This window comes from Arthrobacter sp. UKPF54-2 (assembly GCF_007858535.1).
Taxonomy (GTDB): Bacteria; Actinomycetota; Actinomycetes; order Actinomycetales; family Micrococcaceae; genus Arthrobacter.
Genome location: NZ_CP040174.1, coordinates 3,453,005 through 3,474,415 on the forward strand (window position 1 = coordinate 3,453,005; position 21,411 = coordinate 3,474,415).

Sequence of the window (21,411 nt, forward strand, 5' to 3'; positions counted from 1 at the left end):
GCGTTACCGGCCCGCCCCGGCAGGAGCTACCCGCCCGCGCCGACCCACTCGACGGTGCCGTCGGTGAAGAACTGTTCCTTCCAGATCGGCACCTGCTCCTTGATCCGGTCCACGAGCTCGGCGCACACCGCAAAGGCCTGCCCCCGGTGCGCGGCCGAGACGGCGCAGACCAGGGCGGGATCGCCGATCTCCAGCATGCCCGTCCGGTGCGCGGCCCAGATCCGCACCGGCTGGGCCGGCCCGTCCCCCGCTGCGGGCGCGTGCTCGGCGACGAGCTGCGCGACGACGTCGGCCATCACCTGGTGCGCCGTGGGATGGGCGCTGTAGCTGAGCCTGGCCACCGGCTTGCCGCCGTCGTGGTTGCGGACGACGCCGCTGAAGCTCACCACGGCGCCGGCCGTGTCCGACTCGACCGCGGCGATCGCCTGGTCCACCGAGATGGGCTCGGCGGACAGGACGGCGTGCACGACTTCAAATGCGGATTCAGTGCCCATGGCTGCCTTCCAGCTGGTCGCAGAGGTGTCCAATGATCGGATCCAGCACACCCAGGCCGTCCATAACGCCCTTTGGGGATCCGGGGAGGTTGACGATGAAGGTGCTGCCGGCGGCTCCGGCGTGGCCGCGGCTCAACATGGCCATCGGCGTCTTGGCCGTGCCCGCCCCGCGCAGTCCCTCCATGATGCCCGGAATCTCGCGGTCCAGCAGCGGCAGCGTCTGTTCCGGGGTGGCGTCGGTCGGGCTCAGGCCGGTGCCGCCGCTGGTGATGATGACGGCCGGGCGCTGGGTCAGCAGGGCGCGCAGGGCGGCGCCGACGGGCTCGCCGTCGGGCACCACAAGCGCGGGAAACACCTCGAAGCCGTGTTCGGTCAGCCAGTCGAGGATGACCGGGCCGGTGAGGTCTTCGTAGACCCCGGCGGCGGCGCGGGTGGAGGCGATCACGATGCCGGCCTTCCGGCCGGTCGCGTCACCGTGGCGGTGCGGTTCGGTGCTGCTCACAGTGTCCAGTCCCCGCTCTTGCCGCCGCTTTTGGCCAGCACCTTGATGTCGGTCAGGACCGCGTGCTTGTCCACGGCCTTGATCATGTCGTACACGCCCAGCGCCGCGACGGACGCAGCGGTGAGCGCTTCCATCTCCACCCCGGTCACGCCGCGGGTCTTGACCGTGGCGAACACGGTGACCGACGCGGCGTCGAGCTCGAAGTCCACGGTGACCTTGGTGATCGGCAGCGGGTGGCAGAGCGGAATGAGGTCCGGGGTCTTTTTGGCGGCCAGGATCCCGGCGACCCGCGCGACGGCCAGCGCGTCGCCCTTGGGGAGCTCACCGGCGCCGAGCAGGGACAGGACCTCTGCGGTGCTGTTGACCGTGGCGGTGGCCGTGGCCTCCCGCGTGGTCTCGGCCTTGTTGGACACGTCGACCATCTGGGCGGTGCCGTCCTGCCGCAGATGCGTCAGCACGGGTTTGTCCGGGTCGTTGGGGGTTTCTGCTTCGTTCACAGGATCCATACTTCCACCTCGTCGCCCTCGGCGAGCGCCGCGGTTCCCACCGGCACCTGGACCAGGGCGTTGGACTGGGCCAGGGCATGGACCAGGTGTGATCCGGGGCCGCCTTCCAACCGGACGGTGCCGTCCGGGCCGAGGGTGCCGCGCCGGACCTGGTGTTTGCCCTCCGGGGAGGTCAGCGCTTCGGCCAGCCGGGCCCGGAGGACGGTGCGGGGCGCCGGCGAGCCGAACAGTTCCGCCAGCACGGGCCGGAGGAACATTTCAAAGGAGACGAGGCAGCTCACCGGATTCCCCGGGAAGCCGAGGACCGGCACACCGTCAAAGCTGCCGAGGCCCTGCGGGCCGCCCGGCTGCATGGCCACCGGGCCGAATTCGACGTCGTGGTCCGCCAGCGCCTGCCGGACCACCTCGTAGGCGCCTTTGCTGACTCCCCCGGTGGTGATGATCAGGTCCGCCTCGGGCGCGTGCCGGTGCAGCAGGTCCGCGAGCTCCGCGGGGTTGTCGGCGGAGTTGCCGGTTCGCGCCACCTGCACCCCGGCCTGGCGTAGCGCGGATTCGAGCAGGGTGCCGTTGGCGTCGTAGATCTTGCCGGGCTGCAGCGGGCTGCCCGGTTCCACCACCTCGTCGCCGGTGGTGACCAGCAGGACCCTCGGCACGGTGTGCACCGGGACTTCGGTCAGGCCGAGCGCGGCGAGCAGGCCCAGCTGCCCCGGTCCCAGGAAGGTCCCGGCGGCCAGGGCCGGCTCGCCGGCGGCGATGTCGCTGCCGGCGTCGCGGACGAAGGTGCCTGCCCGGGCCGCGGGCAGGCGGACCGTGGCGGCCGCCTCTGGCTCGGGGAAGGAATCGGGCACGGCCTGCTCAATCGGAACGACGGCGTCGGCCCCGGCCGGGATCATGGCGCCGGTCATGATGGGCGCGGCGGTGCCGGGGCGCAGCGCGGCGGGCTCGGCTCCGGCCGGGACGGGGGCTACAACCCGCAGCTCGGCGCCGCCGTCGGGGATGTCCGCGCTGCGGATGGCGAAGCCGTCCATCTGGGAGTTGGCGAAGGGCGGGAGGTCCAGCGGTGCCGCGACGTCGGCGGCCAGCCCGCGGCCCAGCGCCTCGCGGAGCGGGACCGTGTCCACGCGGGCGGCGAGCGGCGCCAGCAGCGCGCGGACCTTGTCCCGGTGCGCTTCGACGGAGGCGGGCCTGTTCGCGGTGCGGTGCATACGGTTCGTGACCTTCGGCTCGGCGGGCTAGGACTTCACGTCCACTGTAACGGTGTGGTACCCGGTAGCCCCGCTGGGCGCCGCCGGGGCGCGCTCTTCCACCTGCACGGCGCCGGCCAGGTCGGTGGCGCGGACCTGCACCTCGTGCCGGCCAGGGCCCAGCGGCAGGCTCAGCTTCCACTGCCGCCAGGTGTCCGTGGAGATCGCCGGCGCCAGTTCGGCCCGCTTCCACTCGCCGCGGTTCACGCGCACCTCCACCGAGCCGATGCCGCGGTGCTGGGCCCAGGCCACGCCGCCAAAGTCCACTGTCCCGGCGGGCACGCTGCGCCCTGGCCGGGGCACGTCGATGCGCGAGGACGTTTTGATCGGTCCGCGGGCACTCCAGCCCCGCGGGGTCCAGTAGGCGACGTCGTCCGCGAACCGGGTGACTTTCAGTTCGGTGACCCATTTGGTCGCCGAGACGTAGCCGTAAAGCCCGGGCACCACGAGCCGGACCGGGAACCCGTGTTCCAGCGGCAGCGGTTCGCCGTTCATCCCCACTGCCAGCAGCGCGTCCCGGGTGTCCGTGAGCACCTCCAGCGGGGTTCCCGCGGTCCAGCCGTCCACGCTGCGGGAGAGCACCATGTCCGCGCCCGGTTTCGGGCCGGCGAGCGCCAGCAGCTCCCGGACCGGCCAGCCGAGCCAGCGTGCGTTGCCGATCAGGTCCCCGCCCACCTCGTTGGAGACGCAGGCGATGGTGATGTGCCGCTCGGTCAGGGGTTTGGCGAGCAGGCCGGCGAAGTCCAGTTCGACGTCGCGGTCCACCATGCCGGTCACTTTCAGCTTCCAGTCGCGCGGATCCACCAGGGGGACGCGCAGGGCGGTGTCGATCCGGTAAAAGTCCTTGTTCGGGGTCACCAGCGGGCCCAGCCCGGGCAGGGACAGCTCGGCGCCGGCGGGGACCGCCGGGGCCGCCGACGCCGGGCCGGGCAGCACCACTTTGCCGCGCAGCTCCGCGACGGCCGCCGCCGCTCCGCGCACCGTGGACGCCAGCGTTCCGCCGACGGCGACGACGGCGCCGGCCGCGCCCAGGGACTGCAGGAACCGGCGCCGGGCGGGGCCGTCCGTTGCGGCGGACTCCTGCCACTGCCTGAGCTTCCCGATCAGCCAGCGCAGCAGCATCATGCCCGCCGCGGCGCCCAGCAGTGGAACGGGTATGGCGATGGGAGTGGCTTCCGCCCGGCCCAGCACGGCCGCCGCACCCGCCAGCCCGAAGACTCCGATAACGGCCAGTCCGGCAAAACGGCGGCGCCATTCCAGGACTCCGGCCAGCGCCGCCAGCGCCGCGATGACCAAGGACATGCCGACCAGCAGGGCGAGTTTGTCCGCCGTGCCGAAGAGGGAGATGGCCCAGTCCTTGACGCCCGGCGGGATGGCGTCGATCACGGCCCCGCCCACGGCCGTCACCGGTGACACCGAGGGGCTGAGCAGCCCGGCCGCGAGCTCGCCCAGCACTACGCCGGAGCCGGCCGCGGCCACTCCGGACGCGGCGGCCCACGGCAGCGGCCGCCGCCTGGCCGGGTGCGGGGTTCCGGCGGGGGCCGGGGCCGGAGCCGCCCGGGACGTGTTCACCCTTCCAGCATAAGTTCGCGGGCGCCAGTTCGTTGGCCCCGGGGCGTGATGCCTAGCCCGTAGTGGCGTAGCCTGACGGTATGAGTGTTCAGCTTGGCATGCCCCAGCCCCGGGCGGAGGGCGGCCCCGGCGCGGGCCCTTCGGCGCCGCAGCCGGCCGGCCGCCCCGCCGGCATGCCTGCCGGGCTGCTGGACCGCTACGGCCGGCGGGCCACCGACATGCGGCTCTCGCTGACGGACAAATGCAACCTGCGCTGCAGCTACTGCATGCCGGCGGAGGGCCTCGAATGGCTGTCCAAGCAGGCCGTGATGACCGCGGAGGAGATCGTGCGGATCGTCCGGATCGGCGTGGACCTGCTGGGAGTGCGCGAACTCCGGCTGACCGGCGGTGAGCCGCTGGTCCGGGCCGACCTCCTGGACATCATCTCCGCCCTGCGCCGGGCCCACCCGGAGCTTCCGATCTCCATGACCACCAACGCCGTCGGGCTGGACAAGAAGGCGGCCGGGCTCAAAGCCGCCGGCCTCACCCGGATCAACGTGTCCCTGGATTCGCTCCATGAGGAAACGTTCACCAAGCTGACCCGGCGCCCGTTCCTGGACCGGGTCCTCGCCGGCGTGGACGCCGCCTGGGCCGCCGGGCTGGGGCCGGTGAAGCTCAATGCCGTCCTGATGCGCGGCATCAACGACGCCGAGTCCCCCTCGCTGCTGGCGTGGGCGCTGGACCGCGGCTACGAACTGCGCTTTATCGAACAGATGCCGCTGGACGCGGACCACGGCTGGACCCGCCGGAACATGATCACCGCCGCGGAGATCCGCGGCCTGCTCTCCGTCGACTATGTGCTCAGCCCCGATCCGCGGGAGCGCGACGGCGCCCCGGCCGAGCGTTTCGAGGTCCGCGCCCGTGTGCCGGGAACGGACCAGGCCGCCGGCCCGGTGCTGGGAACCGTCGGGATCATCGCCTCGGTCACCGAGCCGTTCTGCTCGGACTGCCGCCGCACCCGCATCACCGCGGAAGGCAAGATCATGAGCTGCCTGTTCTCCCGCGAGGAAATCGACCTGCTGGGGCTGCTCCGCGGCGGCGCCAGCGACGAGCAGCTTGCGGAGCGCTGGCAGGACGCCATGTGGCTCAAGCCCAAGGCCCACGGCATGGACCACGTTGGACTGGACGCCCCGGACTTCGTCCAGCCGGACCGCAGCATGAGCGCCATCGGAGGCTGAACCACCCGTGAACGTACGTTACTTCGCTGCCGCGCGCGCCGCCGCCGGCCTGGACGAGGAGAAATTCGACCTGGCCGACGGCGCCCCGCTGGCCAGCCTGCTGGAGGCGATCCTCGCCGTCGAACGGCCCGAGCCGCCGGCCGGCACCCCGCCGCTGGCCCGTATATTGGCCCGGTCCAGCTTCCTGGTCAACGAGGTGGCGGTCCGGAACGGCGCGGCGCTCCTGTCCGCGGACGACGTCGTCGACGTGCTGCCGCCGTTCGCCGGCGGGTAGCCGCCCGCGGGTAGCCGCCCGCGGGTAGCCGCCGCCCGGCCACGGCCAGCCGGACAGCCCTCAGCTGCCGGCCAGCGCCTCCCGGACGCTTTCCGCGACGGCTGCGGCACCGGCGTCGCCCATCACGATCGTGTAGTGGTTGACGTCCGGGACCTCGCGGACCCGCAGGGACGGCAGTTTGGCGGCCCAGTCGTCCAGGTAGCCCGGTGAGTAGAGTGCAGCCGGTTCGTTGAGCAGGCCGCGCGGGGCACGGAGCACTACGGTGTCCACGGCGAGTTCATCCAGGGCCTTCAGCAGCGAGGCGCCGCGGTGCAGTTCGGCGGTGTCCTCGGCCATCGCCTGGTAGCGGGTCGCCGGCCGCAGCTCGGGCGCCTCGCCCGTGAGGTCGTAGTCCACGTAGGCCTCGATGAGCGGGCCCCAGTCGCCGCTGAAGGCCGGGTGCTGGCGCCAGAACGAGCGGTACACCTCGCGGCTCGGGAAGGTGGCGTTCAGGCGCTCCGCCGCCGGGCCCAGCACCGAGGAAATGACCTCGGCGTCGGAGATCCCCGCCGGCACCTGCAGCGGCAGGCCGCCGTCCACCAGGACCAGCGAGCGGACCCGCTCCGGGAACAGGTTCGCGAGCACCAGCGAGGCGAACGCGCCCATCGAATGCCCCACCACCACCACCGGGCCCGGCGCCAGCTCCGCCAGCACGGCCGCGAGGTCCTCGGCGTGCGAGGGCATGCCGTACGGCGCGGGCAGCCCGTTGCTGCGGCCGCGGCCGCGCAGGTCGGGGGCGATGATCCGCACCTCCGGCAGCGCCTCGGCCAGGTACGGCCAGGCCTTGTGCGAGGCGGTGACGCCGTGGACGGCGAGGATGGTGGGCGCGGCCGGGTCTTCCGGGCCCCAGATGGCGGTGTGCAGTGTGCCGCCGCGGACCGCCACGTCGACGGTGCGGTAGGTGTCCTGGCTGGCTGTCTGGGTCATGGGGCTGTCCCTTCCTGGGGCGGGGTGGGGTTCGCGGCCGGTCCTGGGGCGGAACCGGGCGTGGGCGCAAGCGCCCGTTCGATGAACTGCATCATTTCCTCGAAGACTTCCTCGGGCACATCGGGCCGGGCACCGGCGGCGGGTGTGGCGCCCTCCTCGTCCCAGAGCACCCAGCGCATGCCGATCAGCTCGCCGATGCCCATCAGGGCCCACGCCGCCACGGTGGGGTCCATCTCGCGGACCTCGCCGCTGAGCTGGGCCGCTTTGAGCCCTTCGATGTAGCCGTTGACGATCCGGGTGTAGTGCAGGCGCAGGGCCCCGGGTGAGACGAATTCGGCCTGGCGGATGATCCGGTACAGCGCCGGGTGCTCGGCGGTGAAGCGGAAGAAGGCCCGGAAGCCGGCCCGTTCCGCCTCAAGCCGGGTCCCGGCGCTCCGGGCGGCGTCGGTCATGGCATGCCGGACGCGCCGGTTCAGGTCCTCGACCACCTCGTCGAAAATGGCCTGTTTGCCGTCGAAGTACAGGTAGAAGGTGCCGAGGCCCACCCCGGCGGCTTCGGTGATCTTGACGATCGAGGCCTCGTGGTAGCCCACCGAGGCGAAGACCGCTTCGGCGGCCTCAAGGAGCTTGGCCCGGGTGCGGGTGCCGCGGGCGGTGCGCGGTGCGGCGCTCATGCCCGGCTCCGTTCCGCCGGCACGGAGCCGGCCTGGCCGCGTTCGGCGAGGTCCTGCCGGAGCCGGGCGCGGAGCACCTTGTTCAGCGCCGTGCGGGGCAGTGCCGCCACGGTCTCGATCCGGGACGGAACCTTGAAGCGGGCCAGCTGGGAGGCGCAGTGCTCCAGCAGTTCCTGCTCGTCGGTGGCCATGCCCGGACGGACCACCACAAAGGCCATGCCGCTTTCGCCCCAGCGTTCGTCCGCCACCCCGACGACGGCGGCCTGAGCCACCGCGGGATGGGTCAGCAGGGCGGCCTCGACCTCGGCCGGGGCGACGTTCTCACCGCCGGAGATGTAGATGTCCTTGAGCCGGTCCACCACCTTGATGTACCCCTCGGCGTCGCGCTCCACAAGGTCGCCGGTGCGCAGCCAGCCGTCGACGAGGACGGCAGCCGTCGCGGCGGGGTCACGGAAGTACCCGGCAAAGACGCCCGGGCCGCCCACCAGCAGCTCGCCGGTGGCGGCGCCGTCGAGGATTTCCCCCGTGACGGGATCCGCCACGGCGACGGCGACGTGCGGGTAGGGCTTGCCGGAGTACCCCACCATCCGTTCGGCGTCCTCGTTCGGCAGGCAGAGCACGTTCGGGGAGGCCTCGGTGAGGCCGTAGCCCTGGCTCAGCGCCACTCCCCTGCGGTGCCAGATCCGCAGCAGCGGCGCCGGCATCGGCGCGCCGCCAACCACCGCGTGGCGCAGGCTGCCCAGTTCGGCGTGGGCAAAGTCCGGGTGCTCGGCGAGCATCAGGTACTGGGTGGGGACGCCCATCAGCATGGTCACGCCGCGTTCGGCGATCAGCTGCAGGACCCGGCCCGGTTCGAAGCCGCGCTCCAGCACCACGGTGGCCCCGGTCCACCAGGCCAGCAGCGGCTGGATGTTCCAGCCGCCCACATGGAACTGCGGCAGCACGGCCAGCACCACGTCGCTGCTGCCCATGTCCAGGGTGCGGGAGAGCGCGAGGTTGTTCCAGAAGCAGTTGGCATGGGTCAGCACGGCTGCCTTGCTGGCGCCCTCGGTGCCCGAGGTGAAGATCATCAGCAGCGCGTCGTCGTCGCGCACCTCGCGGCGTGGCGCGCCGGCACCTTCGGGCGCGGACCGGACCCGGGTGGGCGGCGGAACGGACTTCTCGACGCCGCCGGGACCCAGGGCGGCGGTGCGCGGCCGGTGCGGCAGCAGCGCGCAGGCCGCCGCGGCGAGTGCGTCGAGTTCGCCTTCGACCAGCAGCAGCTGCGGCTCGGCGAGTTCCAGCTGGGCCGCCAGTTCCCGGGGTGAGAGCCGCCAGGATAGCGGGACCAGGACCAGCCCGGCCTTGGCGCAGGCGAAGAAGGCCACCACATGGTCCGAGCTGTTGCCGGTCAGGCTCGCGATCCGGTCCCCGATCGAGTAGCCGGCGGCCCGGAAGCCGTCAGCGAGGGCGGCCGCGCGGCGTTCCAGCTCGCTGTAGCTCAGGGTGCAGCCGCGGTCGTCGATGGCGACGCGGTGCCCGGTGGTCAGGCTGCGGTCGGTGGTCCAGCGGCCCAGGGTGTGCAGGCCGTCGGCGGGGCGGGGGCCGACGGGGCCGACGGGGCCGGTTGGCCGGCTCATGCGGCGTCCTCGAGGATGTCGCGCGGGGTTTCGGTGCCGTGGCTGCCGGCGCGCCGGCCCCGGCGGCGCTGCGCCAGCCGTTCGGCGGTTCCGGTGATGCCGCCGGGCAGGAAGATCACCACGAGGATGAACAGGGTGCCGAGGATGAAGAGCGGTTCGGACAGCGGCACGCGGAGGATGTCCGGGAGCGACTTGACGGCTTCCGAGTTGGCCAGCGTGGTGAGGCGCTGGTCCAGGATCGTGTAGAACACGCCGCCGATCACGGCACCCCAGCGCGAGCCGACCCCGCCCAGGACCACCATCACCAGCAGGGTCACGGTGAGGTCCGAGGATACCGCCCGGGGCACCGCCCCGCTCTGCAGCAGCAGGAAGACCATCCCGATGACGCAGACCAGGACGGCGGAGACCACGAAGATCAGCAGTTTAACCAGATACGGTTGCAGGCCCAGGACGCGGACCCGCAGTTCGTTCTCCCGCACGGCGGCCGCGGCGTGACCGGCCCGGGAGGACTGTACCCAGGTGACGACGATAAACACGGCCACCAGCACGGCCAGCGCCAGCCAGTACAGGTTGCGGGTGTTGACCACCCCCACCAGCACGTCGGGCAGGTTGTCGGTGCGCAGCGTCAGCCCTTCGTCCCCGCCGGTCCTGCCATCGGGGTTGCGGCCCACGATCACCGAGCCGGCCTGCGCGAACGCGAGTGTGACCATGGCGAACGGGATACCGTTGACCCGCAGGCTGATGCTGCCCACCACGTGGGCCAGGACAACCACGATCAGCAGGGTCAGGCCCATGGCCGGCAGCAGCGGGATGTCCAGGTTCTGCAGGATGATGGCGAGCCCGTAGACGCCCGCGCCGAAGTAGAGGGCGTGGCCGAAGGACAGCAGCCCCGCCACGCCGAGGAGCAGGTGGTAGGTCAGGGCCGCGGCCGCCATCAGCATGCACATCGCCAGCAGCTGCAGGGACCCGGGCGTGTAGCTGGGGCCGGGCAGCACGCCCGGCAGCGAGATGTTCAGCAGCGGCAGCAGGACCAGGAGCAGCACGCCGGCCGCTCCCGCGGCCCAGCACGCAAGCCGGCGGCCGGTGATGGCGGGGCGAGGTGCGCTGCCGGCTGCTCCCCGCGCGTCGTGCTTGCGGGGCCCGCGGGCCGTGCCGCCGTGGGGCGCCGGCCGGTCCTGGCGGGCGGTGTCGTCGGTGCTGGAGGTGTCAGTGTCGGTGGTCATGCGGTTCTCCCGAGCAGGCCGGTGGGGCGGAACAGCAGCACGAGCGCCAGCGCCAGCACCACGACGAAGTCGCCGGTGCCGCCGAGGTAGAAGTTCGCGAACTGCTGCAGGACGGCGACGGCGACGGCGGCGATGGCCGCGCCGGTCAGCGAGCCGAGGCCGCCGATGACCGTGACGATGAAGGCGAAGATCAGCAGCGAGCCGCCGAGCATCGGCGAGACGTAGCCGAAGTAGTGCGAGGCCAGGACCCCGCCGAGGCCGGCCGCCGCCCCGCCGATGGTGAAGACGAGGGTGAAGGCCTTGCGGACGTCGATGCCAAGGGCGGTGACCATGGACCGGTTTTCGACGCCGGCGCGGATGATCATGCCGTACCGGGTCTTCTGCAGGAAGAACACCAGGCCCAGCAGCACCATCACGGCGGCGATGATGCAGACGAAGCGGTCGTTGGGGATCCGGGCGCCGAGGATTTCGGTGGTGTCCTTGAACCAGGCCGGCCCCTGGATGTAGACCGGGTCGGTGCCCCAGACGCCGTCGAACAGGGCCACGGCGGCGAGCGAGAGGCCCACGGTGACGAGGACCTGCTCGATGTGCCGCTGGTAGAGGCGGCGGATCAGGACAAACTCGGTGAACGCCGCGAAGGCGGCGCCGGCGGCAGCGCCGATCAGGAGGGACAGCAGGAACGTCCCCCAGTTGTCGGCGCCGGTGCGCCGGGCGACCTCCCAGCCGGTGAAGGCGCCGAGGGTCAGAAACGCGCCGTGGGCGAAATTCAACACGCCCATTAGGCCGTAGATCAGCGACAGGCCGGCGGCCACCAGGAAGTACAGGGCTCCGAGGCCGAGGCCGGTGAACAGGAGCAGGACAAGGGTGCTCACAGGGCCGCCCCTTTCTCCGCCGGGCCCCCGGCAGGTGCCACGCTGGTCTCCGCGCCGTGGGCGCCCTCGGTGGAGACACCCAGGTGGCGCTGGATCAGCCCGGTGTCGTCGAGGAACTCCAGGGCCGGGCCGGTGTGGACCACCCGCCCGCCGGAGAGGACGACGGCGCCCTCGGCCAGCTGGCGGACGACGTGCAGGTTCTGCTCCACAAGCAGGATCGGGACGGTTTTGGCCGCTTCCGCCAGGGTCTCGGCGACCTCGGCGACGATCTTGGGGGCAAGGCCCTTGGTGGGTTCGTCCACCAGCAGGATCTTGTTGGTGTTCAGCAGGGCGCGGGCCAGCGAGACCATCTGCTGCTGGCCGCCGGAGAGCGTTCCGGCCATCTGCGCGGAGCGGGCCAGCAGGTCGGGGAAGAGCTCCTCGACGAGCTGCCGGCGCGGCGCGGCGTCGCGCTCGGCGAGCCTCAGGTTCTCCGCGACGGTCAGTTTGGAGAAGACCTCGCGGTCCTCCGGGACGTAGCCCACGCCGCTGCGGATGATCTTGAAGGTGGCTTCCTTTTCGATCCGCACACCGTCCAGTTCCACGGTGCCGGTGCGGTCGATCAGGCCGATGATGGCCTTGATGGTGCTGGTTTTGCCGACGCCGTTGCGGCCCAGCAGGGCGGTGATCCCCGTGGCGGGGACGGTGAAGGACACGTCCTCCACGACCTGCTGGCCGGCAATCGAGGCGTACAGCGACTCGACCTTCAGGATGGGCCGGGCTGCGGCGCGGCTTTCGGCTGCGGTGCTCATACGGGGTCTCCGAGGTAGGCGCTTTGCACGGTAGGGTTGGCCATCACGGCGTCGGGGCTGTCCAGGGCCAGCAGGCTGCCGTGGTGCATCACGGCCACCCGATCCACCAGGCCCAGGACCACGTCCATGTGGTGCTCCACCATCATGACGGTGCAGCCGCGGTCCCGGTGCATTCCCCGGATGATGGCGGTGAGGGACGGGACGTCCCCCGACGCCACCCCGGCCATCGGCTCGTCCAGCAGCACGACGGCGGGATCCGTCGCCAGCAGCACGGCGATCTCCACCTTGCGCTTCTCGCCGTGCGAGAGGTCCCCGGCCGCCGTCGTGAGCTGGCTGGTGAGCCCCACCTCGGCGATGGTGCCGCGGGCAATGCGGGTGGCCTCATCCGAGGCGGAGGGGAAACGCAGGAGGCTGAAGCTGCCGCCGAGCTTCGCCTGGGCGGCGAGCCGGACGTTCTCCAGCACGCTGAGCCGGGGAAACAGGTTGGACGTCTGGAAGGTCCGTCCCAGCCCTGCCCGGGACCGGCGGTGGATGGGCGCGGCCGTGATCTCCCTGCCGTTCAGCATGATGCTGCCCGTGGTGGGTCGCAGCACGCCGGAAATCAGGTTGAACAAGGTGGTCTTGCCGGCTCCGTTGGGGCCGATCACGCCGATCATTTCACCGGCGCCGACCTCGAAGCCCACGTCCTGGAGGATGCGGGCACCGCCGATCTGCAGACCAAGGCCATCCACCGCGAGGGCGGGCAGGGCTGGGGTATTCATACGGGTCCTTCGTTTGTCGCGGGCGGGTTCAGGAAATAGGCCTGGAGGTGACGCTCCGGGCGGCTACTTCTTCTCCGGCGGCGCGACCGTGTCGCCGGGGACCACCTTGATGAGCTCGGGAGCCCAGGTGTCGCCCTTCTGGACCAGCTTGGCCTGGTACATGTCCTGGATCAGGGCGTGGTCCGAAGCGCGGACGGTTTCCTTGCCCTTGGGTCCGTCGAAGCTGAAGCCCTCAAGTGCCTTTACCATCGCGTCGGCATCATTGCCGCCGCCCTTGATGGCCTGGACGATCATCTGGCCGGCAACGAAGCCGTCCGGGGTGAACAGGTCGGCCTTCTTGCCGGCCTTCTCGACGGCGGCGATCATCTTCTTCTCCACCTCGGTGCCCGAGGCGCCCGGGAAGTAGTGGTTGAGGAAGCTGATCTTGGAGCTTGCCGCACCGTAGGCGCCGAAGCTGGAGGCGTCACCAAGTCCGGTCACCACCGGGGCCTTGTCGAAGACACCCTGCTGGCTCAGGGCCTGCCACATGCTGCCGGTCGTTGCCCCGGCCCAGGCCACGAAGACCATGTCCGGCTTGGCATCGATGAGCTGGCGGGCGAACGGCGTGAGCTCCTGGCCGTCGGCGACCAGGATGGACTCCACCGTGGCGCCCTTCGCGCCGAGGACGGCCTTCACCGCGGCAACATTGCCCTGGCCGAAGGCGTTGTCCTGCGCGAATACCAGGATCTTCTTGCCCTTGATGTCGATGAAGCTGCCAGCGGTGGCAACATCCTGCAGGCTCTGGCGGCCCGAGCGGAAGGTGTACTTGTTGATGCCCTGGATGGCGTCGGTCGCGGCGGGGCCGGAGATGTACAGCACCTTGTTCTGGGCCGCCTGCTCGGCGAGCTTCAGGGCGATGCCGGAGGAAGCGGTGCCGCCGATAACCTTGTAGCCCTTGCCGATCAGGTCCTTGGCCGCGGTGACGGCCTTGTCCGGGTCGCCGCCGTCGTCGGCGTAGGTGAGGTTGATCTTGGCACCGTTGACTTCACCGGTGCCGCCGGTGGCGTAGTCAATGCCGGCCTGGAGGCCCTCGTAGTAGGTGGCGCCGTAGGCCGCCAGCGGGCCGGTCTTGGAGTAGATGATGCCGACGTTGACCGGTTCGGCCGCCTTGCTGGCGCCGCCGGAGCCCGCCGGGGCGGCGGAGCCGGCCGTGGGCGCGCAGGCGCTGAGGGCGAGCCCGGTGGCCATCACGGCGGCCATCAGGAACTTCTTTGTATCCTTCACGGGATGCCTTTCGTTGAGAATCCGCGGAATCTGGCAGGAGATCTGGGTAGAACCTGAAAGGTGATTCAGATTACGGCAAATCTATGGTGCGGGTCACAGCGTGTCAACGAACTGCGGGCGTAGCTTTGCAACGAATCGGCAACGTTTCCCGGCCGCCCCGGGAACAGACCCTCCCGCAGATCCGGCGCCCACGGAACAGACCCTCCCGCAGATCCGGCGCCGCTGAGATCCTTTACAGCCGCGGGACACGGCGTGATGATGGTGGCGGGGCCAGACGGAGGCAATCCCACCCGGAGGAAGCATGGATCGACCGTTGCCAGGCAGCGCACACGAGGCCCTTGAGACATTTCTGGGGCGATGGAGCGGCACGACCCAGTGGGAGGCCACCGCCTGGGGCCCGGCCCGGACCGCCGCGGCAGAGGTAGTCTTCGCCCGCGCCGCTGCCGGCCTCGCGGTCACCATGAGCTACCGCCACACCGACGCCGACGGCGCCGTCACCGAGGGTGTTGGCGTCTTTACGATGGACCCGGCCCATCCCGACCTGCTGTGGTACCACGTCAACAGCCTCGGACTGCCCCCGGAAGCGCCGGCCCGGGCCAGCTGGCAGGACGGCACCCTGACCATCGAACGGCGCAGCGGCCGCGGGTCCGCCCGCCACACCTTGCGCATCGACGACGGCCAGCTGACTCATGCGGCTGGGCTTCGGCTTGGGAGCGCGAGCGATTTCAGCCCATTTATGACCACGGTGTGCCGTCGCGTCCCGGAGCCCGCGCCCATCCCGGCTTGATCTGCGGGAGGGTCAGCAGTTTCCGCCCGGACGTGCGGGAGGGTCAGCGGTTGACCCGCCGGAGCTGAGGGAGGGTCTGGGTTAGAGGCCGAAGGTCTCAGTTTCTTCGAAGGGACCCACCACCGTGACGGTGCGGGGGGCGGCGGCGAGTTCGCGCGCCAGCTCCTGGACCTCGGCAGCAGTCACGGCCTTGATCTGGCGCAGCGTCTCGTCGATGTCCTGGTATTCGCCGGAGACCAGTTCGGCCCGGCCCAGCCGGGACATGCGCGAGCCGGTGTCCTCCAGGGCCAGGACGATCCCGCCGCTGAGCTGGCCCACGGCCTTGCGCAGTTCCTCCTCGGTGATGCCGTCCTCGGCGAGCTTGTCCAGTTCGGCGCCGAGCAGGTCCAGCACCTGCCGGACCTTCGACGGCGTGCAGCCGGCGTACATGCCGAAGTAGCCGGCGTCGGCGTAGGAGGAGGCGAAGGAGTAGGTCGAGTAGACGAGGCCGCGCTTCTCGCGGACCTCCTGGAACAGCCGGGAGGACATGCCGCCGCCGAGCACCGCGTTGAGCACGCTCATGACGAAGCGGCGGTCATCGGTGGCGACCAGGGAGGGGCAGCCCATGATGATGTTGGCCTGTTCCACCGGGCGCTTGACCACGTGCAGGCCCGCGGTGCCGGTGATGGAGGCCCGCTCGGTGGGGCGGCGCTGCACCGGGGGGGCGTCGTGTTCGAGTTCCCAGCCGGCGGAATGCAGGGCGTCCACCACCAGCTCGCAGACGACGTCGTGGTCCAGTCCCCCAGCGGCGGTGATGACGAGCTCGTCCGGGCGGTAGTAGCGGCGGTAGTGGTCCCAGACCGAGTCGCGGGCGACGGCGCGGATGGCCTCCGGGGTGCCGCCGATCGGGCGGCCAAGGGGGTGCGTGCCCAGCACCGCGGCGACAAAGTGTTCATGGGCGACGTCGGTAGGGTCGTCACTGTCCATCGCTATTTCCTCGAGGATGACGTCGCGTTCCTGCTCCATCTCCTGCGGGTCCAGCACGGCGCCGGTGATCATGTCCGCGATGACGTCGATCGCCATCGGCAGGTCGGTGTCCAGCACCCGGGCGAAGTAGCAGGTGCTCTCCTTGGCGGTGGCGGCGTTCGACTCCCCGCCCACCTCGTCGAAGGCCGAGGCGATTTCCAGGGCGGTGCGCCGCTGCGTGCCCTTGAACAGCAGGTGCTCGAGGAAGTGGGTGGACCCGTGCTGGCCGGGTGCCTCGTCGCGCGAGCCGACGCCGACCCAGAAGCCGATCGTCGCCGACCGCTGCCCGGGCATGGCCTCGGTCAGCACCCGGACACCGCCGGGCAGCACCGAGCGCCGCACCTCCGAGCCGCCGTCGGCTCCGTGGATGAGGGTGTCGGAGTGCTGGTTCTGCTCAAGCGGCAGGGGGACGACAGTCATTAAGGCCTTTCAATAAAACCGTCACGGGAAGTGTGCCAAATCTGCCTGCAATCCTACCTGCCTTTAACGGCAGCGGGGCCGGTGGACGAATCCACCGGCCCCGCTGCTTGGGTCAGGAAAGACTACTCTGCGGACTCCACGGAGACCTCAGCGTTGTCGGCGTCAGCCGCGCCTTCCTCGTCCGCCACGACGGGCGAGAGGGAGAGCTTGCCGCGGTCGTCGATCTTGGTGATCTCCACCTGGATCTTCTGGCCGACGGAGACGACGTCCTCGACGTTGTCCACGCGCTTGCCGCCGGCGATCTTGCGCAGCTCGGAGATGTGCAGCAGACCGTCCTTGCCCGGGGTCAGGGACACGAAGGCGCCGAAGGTGGTGGTCTTGACGACCGTACCCAGGTAGCGCTCACCGATTTCCGGGACCTGCGGGTTGGCGATGGCGTTGATCGCGGACCGTGCTGCGTCGGCAGACGGGCCATTGGTGGCGCCAATGTAGACAGTTCCGTCGTCCTCGATCGAGATATCGGCTCCGGTGTCTTCCTGGATCTGGTTGATCATCTTGCCCTTCGGGCCGATGACCTCGCCGATCTTGTCTACCGGGATCTTGACCGCGATGACGCGCGGCGCGAACTCGGAGAGCTCGTCCGGGGTGTCGATCGCGGAGTTCAGGACGTCCAGGATGTGCAGGCGGGCTTCGCGGGCCTGCTTCAGGGCGGCGGCCAGGACCGACGCCGGGATGCCGTCGAGCTTGGTGTCCAGCTGGATGGCCGTGACGAACTCGGAGGTACCGGCAACCTTGAAGTCCATGTCGCCGAAGGCATCTTCGGCGCCGAGGATGTCGGTCAGCGCGGCGTAGCGGGTCTGGCCGTCAACCTGGTCGGAGACCAGGCCCATGGCGATACCGGCAACGGCAGCCTTCAGCGGCACACCTGCGTTGAGCAGGGACAGCGTGGAGGCGCAGACGGAACCCATCGACGTCGAACCGTTGGAGCTGAGCGCCTCAGACACCTGGCGGATCGCGTAGGGGAATTCCTCGCGGGACGGCAGCACCGGCATGATGGCGCGCTCTGCGAGGGCGCCGTGGCCGATTTCGCGGCGCTTCGGGGAACCGACGCGGCCGGTCTCGCCGGTGGAGTACGGCGGGAAGTTGTAGTTGTGCATGTAGCGCTTGCGCGTCACGGGAGACAGCGAGTCGATCTGCTGTTCCATCTTGAGCATGTTCAGCGTGGTGACACCCATGATCTGGGTCTCGCCGCGTTCGAAGATGGCCGAGCCGTGGACGCGAGGCAGAACCTCAACCTCGGCGGTGAGCTGGCGGATGTCCGTCAGGCCGCGGCCGTCGATGCGGATCTGGTCCTTGAGGATACGCTGGCGCACAACCTGCTTGGTGACGGAGCGGAAGGCTGCGGAGAGTTCCTTCTCGCGGCCTTCGAACTGGCCGGCCAGAGAGGAGGTGACCTCGTCCTTGAGCTCGTCGGAGGCGGTGTCGCGCTCCTGCTTGTCGGCGATCTGGAAGACAGCGGCCAGCTTCTCGGCGGCAGCGGACTCCACAGCGGCGTAGACGTCGTCCTGGTAGTCCAGGAAGACCGGGAACTCAACGGTCGGCTTGGCGGCGCGGGCTGCCAGCTCGGACTGCGCTTCGCAGAGGGCCTTGATGAAAGGCTTGGCGGCCTCGAGGCCCTCGGAGACAACCTCTTCGGTCGGGGCGGTGGCGCCCTGTTCCTTGATCAGGTTCCAGGAGTTGTCGGTGGCTTCGGCTTCAACCATCATGATGGCGACGTCGTCGCCCGCGATGCGGCCGGCAACGACCATGTTGAAGACGGCGTTCTCCAGCTGGGAGTGCTTCGGGAACGCAACCCACTGCGAGCCGTGCTCATCGGCGACGAGGGCAACGCGGACGCCGCCGATCGGGCCGGAGAAGGGCAGGCCGGAGAGCTGGGTGGACATCGAGGACGCGTTGATCGCGACGACGTCGTAGAGCTCGTCCGGGTTGATGGAGAGCACGGTGACGACGATCTGGACCTCGTTGCGCAGGCCCTTCACGAAGGCGGGGCGCAGCGGGCGGTCCATCAGGCGGCAGGCCAGGATGGCTTCCGTGGAGGGGCGGCCTTCGCGGCGGAAGAACGAGCCCGGGATGCGGCCGGCGGCGTACATACGCTCTTCGACGTCGACGGTCAGCGGGAAGAAGTCAAAGCCTTCACGCGGGTGCTTGCCGGCGGTGGTGGCGGACAGCAGCGCGGTCTCTTCGTCGATGTAGACCATGGCTGCGCCGGCTGCCTGCTTGGCAAGACGGCCGGTTTCAAAGCGGATAACCCGCTTGCCGAAGCGGCCATTGTCAATGACGGCTTCTGAGAACTGGATTTCGGGACCCTCCAAGAGAGTCACCTCCGTTTCTTGTTTCACGGAGTCCAGCCGCATCAACCCAGCCCAGCATCTGTCTACTGGCCTGCACTGCACCCGGTCATCGATCGAGACCCACGGGCCGTGGCTTCAATCCTTGAAGCCGTTCCCGGAGGTCACTACCGAGGACCGCGAATGCGTGATGCGGTTGATCCTCCTGTTGAGTTTTTGTTTGAAGAAGGCGGCCCCTTCCGTCTGGAAAGGGCCGCCCCTTAGAGCTGACTAGCGGCGCAGGCCGAGGCGCTCGATGAGCGCACGGTAGCGGTTGATGTCAGTGTTCTTGAGGTAGGTGAGCATGCGCTTGCGACGACCAACCATGGCCAGCAGACCGCGCTGGGTGTGGTAATCGTGCTTGTGCTCCTTCATGTGCTCCGTCAGATCCTTGATCCGCTGGGTCAGGACTGCAACCTGGACCTCCGGCGAACCGGTGTCGCCCTCGGACGTTGCGAAATCCTTCATGATGGACTGCTTTACAGCGGCTTCAAGTGCCACGATAACTCCTAGAGATGTGCCGTGAGGCCCGAGTCAGTAATTCACTGCCGGGGGTGCCGCGCCGGAATTCCCATCCCCAGGGGATAAGTCTTTCCTACACAACAAGAGCCAGCCGCCACGGACTGCAGCCGGATCCAACGTTTAGTTTACTGGCACGGCGCCGAAGTTGTCTAAACCATGCGGCGCCGGCCGCTTACTCGGAGCCGGCCAGCAGCGAGCGGATCGCCGCGACTCCCTGGTACAGCTCGGCAAAGGAGGTGCTCAACGGTGAGAGTCCGATCCTGATGCCCTGCGGCGCGCGGAAGTCCGGAATCACGTCCTGTTCCCACAGCGCCGCCGTCATTTCGCGGAACGCCGGGTGGTCCACGGTGATGTGGCTGCCGCGCAGCCCCGGGTCCCGCGGGGTGCCGAGCCGCACCCCGGCCGGTTCCAGCCAGGCGTCATAAAGTTCGACGGCGAACGCGGTCAGCAGCTTGGACTTCTCCCGGACGGCGGCCATGCCGGCTTCCTCGAGCAGGTCCAGGGTGCCGCGCATGGCCAGCATCCCGAAGACGGCCGGGGTACCGCTGAGGAAACCGCGGATGCCGGGGGCGGGCTCATAGCCGGGTCCCATTTCGAAGGCGTCCTTGCGTCCCATCCAGCCCCAGATGGGCTGTCGCAGCCCGGGCAGGTGCCGGGCGTTGACGTAGGCGAACGCGGGCGAGCCCGGTCCCCCGTTCAGGTACTTGTAGGTGCAGCCGGCGGCGAAGTCGACCCCGGCGGCGTCCAGGCCGATCTCCACCGAGCCGGCGGAGTGGCACAGGTCCCAGACCACCAGCGCGCCGGCGTCGTGCACGGCGGCGGTGATGCCCGGCAGGTCCGCGAGGAAGCCGGAACGGTAGGCGATCTGGCTCAGGACCACGACGGCGGTGGCCGGGCCGGTGGCGACACGGACCTGCTCGACGGTGACGCCCGACGCCGGGTCGGCGTCGATCCAGCGCAGCGTGAGGCCCTCTTCGCGGGCGATGCCCTCGACGAGGTAGCGGTCGGTCGGGAAGTTGTCTGTGTCCAGCACGATCTCGTTGCGGGCCGGGTCAGTGACGGCGGCCAGCGCGGCGCGGATCAGCTTGTAGAGCGCCACGGTGGTGGAGTCGGCGATGATGGTTTGTCCCGGGGCGGCGCCGAGGACGGCGCGTCCCAGCTGGTCGCCGATGGCCTGCGGCAATTCCAGCCATTCCTCGTCCCAGCCTCGGATCAGGCGGCCGCCCCAGCTGTCCTGGATGAAACTGCTGATGTCCGTGACGGTGCGCTTGAGCGGCCGGCCCAGGGAGTTGCCGTCGAGGTAGGACAGCTCCGTGTCCGTGCCGATGAAGTGTTGCCGGTAGGCGGCGAGGGGGTCGGCGGCGTCGAGGTCCCGGGCACGCTGCAGCAGGGCATCCGTGGTCGCGGCGGCGGCGGGGGCGCCGGCGGCGGCCGCCTGCGGGTTGAGGGCGCTCACTGGCCGATCTCCGTGCGGACCGCGAAAAGCTCAGGGAAGAAGGTCAGTTCGAGGGCCTTTTGCAGGAACGCGGCACCGCTGGAGCCGCCGGTGCCGGCTTTCATGCCGATGGTGCGCTGCACGGTGCGCAGGTGCCGGAACCGCCAGAGCTGGAAGTTGTCCTCCAGGTCCACAAGTTCCTCACACGCCTCGTAGGCGCCCCAGTTGCTGGCCGCGTTTTCGTAGATGTACTTGAACACCGGGACCAGTTCGGGGCAGAACTCGTGGGCCTGGCTGACATCGCGGTTCAGAACGGACGCCGGCACGTCGAAGCCCTGGCGCTTGAGGTATGCGAGGAAATCGTCGTAGATGCTCGGGGCTTCCAGCAGTTCCAGCAGCATCCCGTGAGCTTCGGGGTCCGACTCGAAGACCGGCAGCATTTTGCGGTTCTTGTTGCCCAGCAGGAATTCCACCGCCCGGTACTGGCTGGACTGGAACCCGGAGGAGTTGCCGAGGAAGCCACGGAACTGAGAGTACTCGGTGGGCGTCAGGGTGGCGAGCACGGACCACTGCTCGGTGAGGGTCTTCTGGATGTGCTTGACCCGGGCGATCGCCTTGAGCGCGGAGCCGAGGTCGTCGGCGCGGAGCCAGGCGGCCGCGCTGCGGAGTTCGTGCAGCACGAGCTTGAGCCACAGCTCCGTGGTCTGGTGCTGGATGATGAACAGCATCTCGTCGTGGTGCTCGGGTGCGCTGACCGGCTGCTGGGCGCTGAGCAGCGTCGGCAGCTGCAGGTATGAGGCATAGCTCATCCGGGAGCTGAAGTCGCGGACGATGTCCTTGTCCAGCTCGCGCGTGTTTTTCTCAATGGTCACGTGGG

At 69.9% G+C, this 21,411-nt stretch carries 21 protein-coding genes; 3 read left to right on the forward strand and 18 right to left on the reverse strand.

All coding sequences use genetic code 11. From position 1 onward, the window contains the following. Positions 1-26: 26 nt before the first annotated feature. From E7Y32_RS15870 to E7Y32_RS15890, 5 genes are read right to left on the reverse strand one after another with little or no spacing between them, the layout of a single operon-like run. A complete protein-coding gene (locus tag E7Y32_RS15870) occupies positions 27-494 on the reverse strand; it encodes a molybdenum cofactor biosynthesis protein MoaE (RefSeq protein ID WP_146337966.1) in 468 nt (155 codons plus the stop codon). Then, positions 484-996: a MogA/MoaB family molybdenum cofactor biosynthesis protein gene (locus E7Y32_RS15875; RefSeq protein WP_146337967.1), complete on the reverse strand. Its 513-nt coding sequence runs from the start codon at positions 994-996 to the stop codon at positions 484-486. The genes E7Y32_RS15870 and E7Y32_RS15875 overlap by 11 nt, the downstream gene beginning before the upstream one ends. Then, complete coding sequence (gene moaC, locus E7Y32_RS15880) at positions 993-1,502, reverse strand: cyclic pyranopterin monophosphate synthase MoaC (protein WP_146337968.1); 510 nt, start codon at positions 1,500-1,502, stop codon at positions 993-995. The genes E7Y32_RS15875 and moaC overlap by 4 nt, the downstream gene beginning before the upstream one ends. Then, positions 1,490-2,707 carry a gephyrin-like molybdotransferase Glp gene (gene glp, locus E7Y32_RS15885; protein ID WP_146337969.1) on the reverse strand — a complete coding sequence of 406 codons (1,218 nt, stop codon included), beginning with the start codon at positions 2,705-2,707 and terminating at the stop codon, positions 1,490-1,492. The genes moaC and glp overlap by 13 nt, the downstream gene beginning before the upstream one ends. Positions 2,708-2,734: 27 nt before the next feature. After that, a complete protein-coding gene (locus E7Y32_RS15890) occupies positions 2,735-4,249 on the reverse strand; it encodes a molybdopterin-dependent oxidoreductase (RefSeq protein WP_261382653.1) in 1,515 nt (504 codons plus the stop codon). A 149-nt stretch (positions 4,250-4,398) separates the two neighbouring features. On the opposite strand from E7Y32_RS15890, the gene moaA reads away from it, so the two are divergent. Both moaA and E7Y32_RS15900 read left to right on the forward strand, forming a co-directional pair. Beyond that, positions 4,399-5,535 (forward strand): GTP 3',8-cyclase MoaA, encoded by a 1,137-nt coding sequence (gene moaA, locus E7Y32_RS15895; protein ID WP_186467001.1) that lies wholly within the window; start codon positions 4,399-4,401, stop codon positions 5,533-5,535. Between the two features lie 7 nt (positions 5,536-5,542). After that, a complete protein-coding gene (locus E7Y32_RS15900) occupies positions 5,543-5,809 on the forward strand; it encodes a MoaD/ThiS family protein (RefSeq protein ID WP_146337971.1) in 267 nt (88 codons plus the stop codon). 60 nt (positions 5,810-5,869) lie between these two features. Here the strand turns inward: E7Y32_RS15900 and E7Y32_RS15905 are convergent, their stop codons facing one another. From E7Y32_RS15905 to E7Y32_RS15940, 8 genes are all read right to left on the reverse strand, one after another. Continuing rightward, a complete protein-coding gene (locus tag E7Y32_RS15905) occupies positions 5,870-6,775 on the reverse strand; it encodes an alpha/beta hydrolase (RefSeq protein WP_146337972.1) in 906 nt (301 codons plus the stop codon). Then, the gene (locus E7Y32_RS15910; RefSeq protein WP_146337973.1) at positions 6,772-7,449 is read right to left on the reverse strand and encodes a TetR/AcrR family transcriptional regulator; all 678 of its coding nucleotides are present in this window, start codon (positions 7,447-7,449) and stop codon (positions 6,772-6,774) included. The genes E7Y32_RS15905 and E7Y32_RS15910 overlap by 4 nt, the downstream gene beginning before the upstream one ends. Continuing rightward, positions 7,446-9,068, reverse strand: coding sequence for a class I adenylate-forming enzyme family protein (locus E7Y32_RS15915; protein WP_146337974.1), 1,623 nt, complete (start codon positions 9,066-9,068; stop codon positions 7,446-7,448). Before E7Y32_RS15915 ends, E7Y32_RS15910 begins: the two co-directional genes overlap by 4 nt. Further along, positions 9,065-10,291, reverse strand: coding sequence for a branched-chain amino acid ABC transporter permease (locus E7Y32_RS15920; protein WP_186467002.1), 1,227 nt, complete (start codon positions 10,289-10,291; stop codon positions 9,065-9,067). Before E7Y32_RS15920 ends, E7Y32_RS15915 begins: the two co-directional genes overlap by 4 nt. Then, entirely contained in the window at positions 10,288-11,163 is an 876-nt protein-coding gene (locus tag E7Y32_RS15925) for a branched-chain amino acid ABC transporter permease (RefSeq protein WP_146337975.1), read from the reverse strand. The genes E7Y32_RS15920 and E7Y32_RS15925 overlap by 4 nt, the downstream gene beginning before the upstream one ends. Then, on the reverse strand, positions 11,160-11,954 hold the full coding sequence (locus E7Y32_RS15930; protein ID WP_146337976.1) for an ABC transporter ATP-binding protein: 795 nt from the start codon (positions 11,952-11,954) through the stop codon (positions 11,160-11,162). The genes E7Y32_RS15925 and E7Y32_RS15930 overlap by 4 nt, the downstream gene beginning before the upstream one ends. Beyond that, complete coding sequence (locus tag E7Y32_RS15935) at positions 11,951-12,715, reverse strand: ABC transporter ATP-binding protein (protein ID WP_146337977.1); 765 nt, start codon at positions 12,713-12,715, stop codon at positions 11,951-11,953. Before E7Y32_RS15935 ends, E7Y32_RS15930 begins: the two co-directional genes overlap by 4 nt. A 63-nt stretch (positions 12,716-12,778) precedes the next feature. Then, positions 12,779-13,978, reverse strand: a complete 1,200-nt coding sequence (locus tag E7Y32_RS15940; protein ID WP_146337978.1) for a substrate-binding domain-containing protein — start codon at positions 13,976-13,978, stop codon at positions 12,779-12,781. Positions 13,979-14,291: 313 nt separating this feature from the next. On the opposite strand from E7Y32_RS15940, the gene E7Y32_RS15945 reads away from it, so the two are divergent. After that, positions 14,292-14,765, forward strand: a complete 474-nt coding sequence (locus E7Y32_RS15945; RefSeq protein WP_261382482.1) for a DUF1579 domain-containing protein — start codon at positions 14,292-14,294, stop codon at positions 14,763-14,765. A gap of 81 nt (positions 14,766-14,846) precedes the next feature. Here E7Y32_RS15945 and E7Y32_RS15950 read toward each other — a convergent pair whose 3' ends face one another. The 5 genes from E7Y32_RS15950 to kynA all read right to left on the reverse strand — a co-directional run bounded on the left by E7Y32_RS15950 (position 14,847) and on the right by kynA (position 21,406). Then, positions 14,847-16,190 carry a pitrilysin family protein gene (locus E7Y32_RS15950; RefSeq protein ID WP_146337980.1) on the reverse strand — a complete coding sequence of 448 codons (1,344 nt, stop codon included), beginning with the start codon at positions 16,188-16,190 and terminating at the stop codon, positions 14,847-14,849. A gap of 122 nt (positions 16,191-16,312) precedes the next feature. Next, entirely contained in the window at positions 16,313-18,562 is a 2,250-nt protein-coding gene (locus E7Y32_RS15955) for a polyribonucleotide nucleotidyltransferase (RefSeq protein ID WP_146338813.1), read from the reverse strand. A gap of 246 nt (positions 18,563-18,808) precedes the next feature. Continuing rightward, positions 18,809-19,078, reverse strand: a complete 270-nt coding sequence (gene rpsO, locus E7Y32_RS15960) for a 30S ribosomal protein S15 (RefSeq protein ID WP_138769772.1) — start codon at positions 19,076-19,078, stop codon at positions 18,809-18,811. A gap of 193 nt (positions 19,079-19,271) precedes the next feature. Beyond that, positions 19,272-20,489 (reverse strand): kynureninase, encoded by a 1,218-nt coding sequence (gene kynU, locus E7Y32_RS15965; protein WP_222433482.1) that lies wholly within the window; start codon positions 20,487-20,489, stop codon positions 19,272-19,274. Between the two features lie 62 nt (positions 20,490-20,551). After that, positions 20,552-21,406, reverse strand: a complete 855-nt coding sequence (gene kynA, locus E7Y32_RS15970) for a tryptophan 2,3-dioxygenase (RefSeq protein ID WP_146337982.1) — start codon at positions 21,404-21,406, stop codon at positions 20,552-20,554. Positions 21,407-21,411 lie beyond the last annotated feature (5 nt).

Bases quoted from the DNA above. Each gene is read 5' to 3' on its own strand.
- E7Y32_RS15905 (WP_146337972.1), bottom strand. From the start codon at position 6,775: ATGACCCAGACAGCCAGCCAGGACACCTACCGCACCGTCGACGTGGCG.
- E7Y32_RS15930 (WP_146337976.1), bottom strand. From the start codon at position 11,954: ATGAGCACCGCAGCCGAAAGCCGCGCCGCAGCCCGGCCCATCCTGAAG.
- E7Y32_RS15950 (WP_146337980.1), bottom strand. From the start codon at position 16,190: ATGACTGTCGTCCCCCTGCCGCTTGAGCAGAACCAGCACTCCGACACC.
- E7Y32_RS15920 (WP_186467002.1), bottom strand. From the start codon at position 10,291: ATGACCACCGACACTGACACCTCCAGCACCGACGACACCGCCCGCCAG.
- moaA (WP_186467001.1), top strand. From the start codon at position 4,399: ATGAGTGTTCAGCTTGGCATGCCCCAGCCCCGGGCGGAGGGCGGCCCC.
- glp (WP_146337969.1), bottom strand. From the start codon at position 2,707: ATGCACCGCACCGCGAACAGGCCCGCCTCCGTCGAAGCGCACCGGGAC.
- E7Y32_RS15935 (WP_146337977.1), bottom strand. From the start codon at position 12,715: ATGAATACCCCAGCCCTGCCCGCCCTCGCGGTGGATGGCCTTGGTCTG.
- E7Y32_RS15910 (WP_146337973.1), bottom strand. From the start codon at position 7,449: ATGAGCGCCGCACCGCGCACCGCCCGCGGCACCCGCACCCGGGCCAAG.
- moaC (WP_146337968.1), bottom strand. From the start codon at position 1,502: ATGGATCCTGTGAACGAAGCAGAAACCCCCAACGACCCGGACAAACCC.
- E7Y32_RS15915 (WP_146337974.1), bottom strand. From the start codon at position 9,068: ATGAGCCGGCCAACCGGCCCCGTCGGCCCCGTCGGCCCCCGCCCCGCC.
- E7Y32_RS15870 (WP_146337966.1), bottom strand. From the start codon at position 494: ATGGGCACTGAATCCGCATTTGAAGTCGTGCACGCCGTCCTGTCCGCC.